4 protein-coding genes are annotated in these 3,873 nt (G+C 42.0%); 1 reads left to right on the forward strand and 3 read right to left on the reverse strand.

What is annotated here, in order from left to right; genetic code table 11:
* Nucleotides 1-113 (reverse strand): helix-turn-helix domain-containing protein (locus HXW94_RS20500; protein WP_178367053.1); only part of this gene is annotated, 113 nt, incomplete at its 3' end.
* A gap of 234 nt (nt 114-347) precedes the next feature.
* Here HXW94_RS20500 and HXW94_RS18245 point away from each other — a divergent pair.
* Entirely contained in the window at nt 348-1,127 is a 780-nt protein-coding gene (locus HXW94_RS18245) for a YkgJ family cysteine cluster protein (protein ID WP_178368320.1), read from the forward strand.
* A gap of 191 nt (nt 1,128-1,318) precedes the next feature.
* Here HXW94_RS18245 and HXW94_RS18250 read toward each other — a convergent pair whose 3' ends face one another.
* Together HXW94_RS18250 and HXW94_RS18255 are read right to left on the reverse strand one after the other, a co-directional pair.
* Nucleotides 1,319-1,594, reverse strand: coding sequence for a hypothetical protein (locus tag HXW94_RS18250; protein ID WP_178368321.1), 276 nt, complete (start codon nt 1,592-1,594; stop codon nt 1,319-1,321).
* 39 nt (nt 1,595-1,633) lie between these two features.
* On the reverse strand, nt 1,634-3,685 hold the full coding sequence (locus tag HXW94_RS18255; RefSeq protein ID WP_178368322.1) for a PAS domain-containing hybrid sensor histidine kinase/response regulator: 2,052 nt from the start codon (nt 3,683-3,685) through the stop codon (nt 1,634-1,636).
* Nucleotides 3,686-3,873 lie beyond the last annotated feature (188 nt).

A 3,873-nucleotide genomic window follows, 5' to 3' on the forward strand; every position in this document is an offset into this window, starting at 1 on the left:
TAATCATATCTACCGGTTGGTAATTTAGTGGCTTTAATCTTTCCACTTTTAATATAATTTCTTAAAGTGGATTTAGATACCCTAAGTATTTTAAGTGCTTGATTTGCTTTCATATCAATCCTTATAAAACTTTTTGAATTATAATTCCACTACTTTTTAATATTTTTTGACATATTTTTCTTGTCTATATTCAATGATATGCGTATTCTACTTTTTCGGCTGCCTTGACTACTTGACCATTTATATATCAGAAGCCTTTTGATGTTTCAAACTATCATGTGGCTTTCAATTATGGAAAAATATATAAAGATCAGATAATAAATTTGATGAACACTGGAAATATGAACATGACAACACCTGACAACACTATGAACAGTATTGCAAATCGTGAATTACTTGGCACCGGCACCTTCAAATTTGCCTGTCATGAGGGCGTGCCCTGTTTTACCCGTTGCTGCCACAATGCCGACATGTATCTTTATCCCTATGACATTGTGCGCATGAAACAGAACCTTAACATGACCTCGGAAGCGTTTCTGGTTGCCCATACCACAACAGCCATCCGGGACATGCCCACCTTTCCCAATGTGATGTTGAAAATGAGTGACCGGCAGGCCAATCCTTGTACCTTTCTGACGGAACAGGGGTGTACGATTTATGCAGACAGACCCTACTCCTGCCGGGCCTATCCCCTGGAACCGGCCATTTATGGTGACGCGGACGGCAGCATGCGTATGCAGTACTATGTCATGCACCATGATTACTGCAAAGGACATGGTGAAGATCAAGTCTGGACTGCCAAAGCATGGATGGCGGATCAGGAAATGGCAGCGTATAATGAACCCAACAGCTGCTGGGCCCGCATTGCAGGGCGTTTACAGTCCGATTTTTTCAGTGCCCAAGGCATTGATGCCAACAGTCCGCCCATGAAAATGGCGTTCATGGCCAGTTACAATATGGATACCTTCCGCCGATTTGTTTTTGAAAGCAGTTTTCTATCGCGTTATGCTGTCCCACAGCAGCAGCTGGAGGCCGTGAAACAAGATGACCGGGAGCTGCTCATGCTTGGACTTTCCTGGATCGAACGGTTTTTGTTCAGTGAGGGGCCGTTAGAGGAACGCGCCTGAGCCGGGAAGACGGTTGTGATTAATAACGGACACCACATTTATGAACGATTGCTGCTTGACGCATTTAATGGGGATGCCAGGTTATTTGCAGGGATAGATACTGTCGATAAATATGCACCGTTACTTTTTAACACTACAAAAATAGACAAATATGCTAATTTATACAATTAACGGATACGCTTTCCAGTTTTTCATTTCAACAGGGTTGAACAACTATGAATTTTTGCAATTGCAATAATTATATTTGAGGCCAGATGTTCAAGTTCTTTTGAAAGCTTTTTCAGTTTTTTCCATCTGAGTTTGATTTCCCGCTTTAAAATTTTTATTTTCTTTTTATCTGTGGTTTTTGACAGTTTTGATTTCAGCCGGTCAATCTCCTGATGGATCCGTTCTATTTTGTTTTGTACGCCTTTTATATCTACAAAAAAAGGGCGTGAAAATTGAACCGGCAGACCTTCATCCGTCATTATTTTTGCTAACAGTTAAAAACCCCAATCGCTTTTCGTCTATGCCAGCGCCTTTCGAAGTAACTGTGACAACTCTTTTTGCCTGAACGGCTTTTTTATAAAATACGATTTCATTGAACTGCCACCTAGTGCTTCCGGCAGTATTGAATGGTCTCCTGACCACAGAATAACCGGTATATCAGGACGTATTTCACGTACGTTCTCTGCCAGATCAATACCGGTCATGCCAGGCATTGTAATATCAGATAACAAAATATCCCATGAATGGGGATCTTTTTCAAACAGCTCCAGGGCATCCCCACTGTCAGTCAGGGCTGTGACTGAATATCCCAGCGACTCCAGCATATCCTGGGTCACCACAGAAAGCACCTCCTCATCATCCACCAGGATAATTTTCTCAGAACCTATCAAGGCATCATCTTTATGTTTATCCAGGTTTGAAGATGCCTGGGCATAAACAGGCAGTAGGACGGTTACATCTGTACCTTTATTCTCTTTGCTTGTAACTTGGATATCACCATTGTGTTCTTTGATAATGCCGTGTACCACTGAAAGCCCCAGTCCTGTACCCCTGTCTTTTTCCTTTGTTGTAAAAAATGGATCAAAAATTTTAGGCAGAATGGTGTCGGGTATCCCATACCCATTGTCTGAAACCCCAAGTACAACATACTCCCCCGGGGAGACATCATAGTTTTTTGGGTTTTCATCAATACGGATCTGTGTGGTGCTTAAATTGATCTTTAACGTTCCGCCGTCTTTCATGGCATGGAGCGAATTGGTGCTCAAATTCATAATCACTTGATGAATTTGAGTTGGATCTCCCATAACAAAAGGTAGTTTTGACGAGATCTCTTTTTCGATGGTGATCGTTGCCGGCAATGATGCGCGGATAAGTTTCAATGCTTCATTGACAATCAACCGGATATCCACAGCAGATACCTCTCGCTCTGATTTCCTGCTGAATGTAAGTATTTGGGAGATAAGCTGCCTGGCCCGTTCACTGCCGCTGATAATTCCATTAAGCCTGGAATGGCTTTTTGATCCTTCCGGGACCTCATCCATGACCAACTCTGCATAGCCGATTATCCCTGCCAAAATATTATTGAAATCATGGGCTATGCCGCTGGCAAGTGTTCCAACGGCTTCCAATTTTTGAGATTGCCGGATGCGGTCTTCCATATTTTTCTTGTTGGTAATATCCATATGGGTACCGAGCATCCTTAAAGGTTTTCCCTGTTCATCCCTTTCCACTGTCCGGCCCCTGCCCAGAATCCACCGCCATGTCTTATCTTTTGTTGCCATCCGAAATTCCATCACAAAAGTATTGCCATGTTCAAGGGCCTTTTCAACGACCTGCTCAGCATACGCCAGATCATCCGGGTGGACTAATTTACGCCAGGTATCAAAGCTTGCGGGCAATTCGTTCGGTTCATATCCCAGCATTTTATAATACCTGGCGCTGAAATAAACATCTCCTGTGTCAATTTGCCAGTCCCATACACCGTCGCGAAGGGAATCTAAAACAAGATTAAAACGTTTGTCACTATTAATAATTTTATTTTCATACTGTTTCCGCTCGCTTTCATCATGAATTGCAAGAACCCATCCAAAACAATCGCCTTCATGGCCGGCCATTTGTGTCGCACTGATTCTTGCCGGAAATGTGTTGCCGTTTTTCTGTCTTAACTCATAGGATTCCAGGTAAAAATGCTGATCCGCTTCTGCACACCTAGCCAGTTTTTCCAATAACTTTAACCGGTGCGGGTTGTTTTCACACAGGATTTCCAGGGAACTTCCGATCAATTCACTCTTTTTATATCCAAACATCCGCTCTGCCGACGGATTGCAGTCCATGATGTTTAGCGATTGGCACTCTTCCATAACAACAATGGCATCCAGTTGACTTTTAAAAATTTTCTCCATCAAATATTTCGAGGCTCTCAACTCTTGTGTCCGTTGCTGCACAAGTTTATCAAGCTCTTCAGCCCTGTTTGACTCGATCTTTACCAGGTGGTCATGATACTGCTGTCTTTGAATTGCCAATGAATATATATTTGCAATTCTTTGTGCAATTTTCAGATCTATGCTCAAAAATTTATTTTCCGGATTTGCCAGGGAAATTTGCCCTACAACTGTGTTACCGATCATTGCAGCTTGGGGTTCGATCATTTTAAAGAGCAAATGAAAAAATTTAAAACATAAACAATTGAAACGAGAAAAGTTCCTTTATCCAACCAATATTTCCTGTTATAAATAAGAAACTAATGAACTTCAAGCCT

This window comes from Desulfobacter latus, assembly GCF_013389365.1.
Taxonomy (GTDB): Bacteria; Desulfobacterota; Desulfobacteria; order Desulfobacterales; family Desulfobacteraceae; genus Desulfobacter; species Desulfobacter latus.

Coding starts and splice junctions, on each gene's coding strand:
- HXW94_RS18245 (WP_178368320.1), top strand. CDS start 348: ATGACAACACCTGACAACACTATGAACAGTATTGCAAATCGTGAATTA.
- HXW94_RS18250 (WP_178368321.1), bottom strand. CDS start 1,594: ATGACGGATGAAGGTCTGCCGGTTCAATTTTCACGCCCTTTTTTTGTA.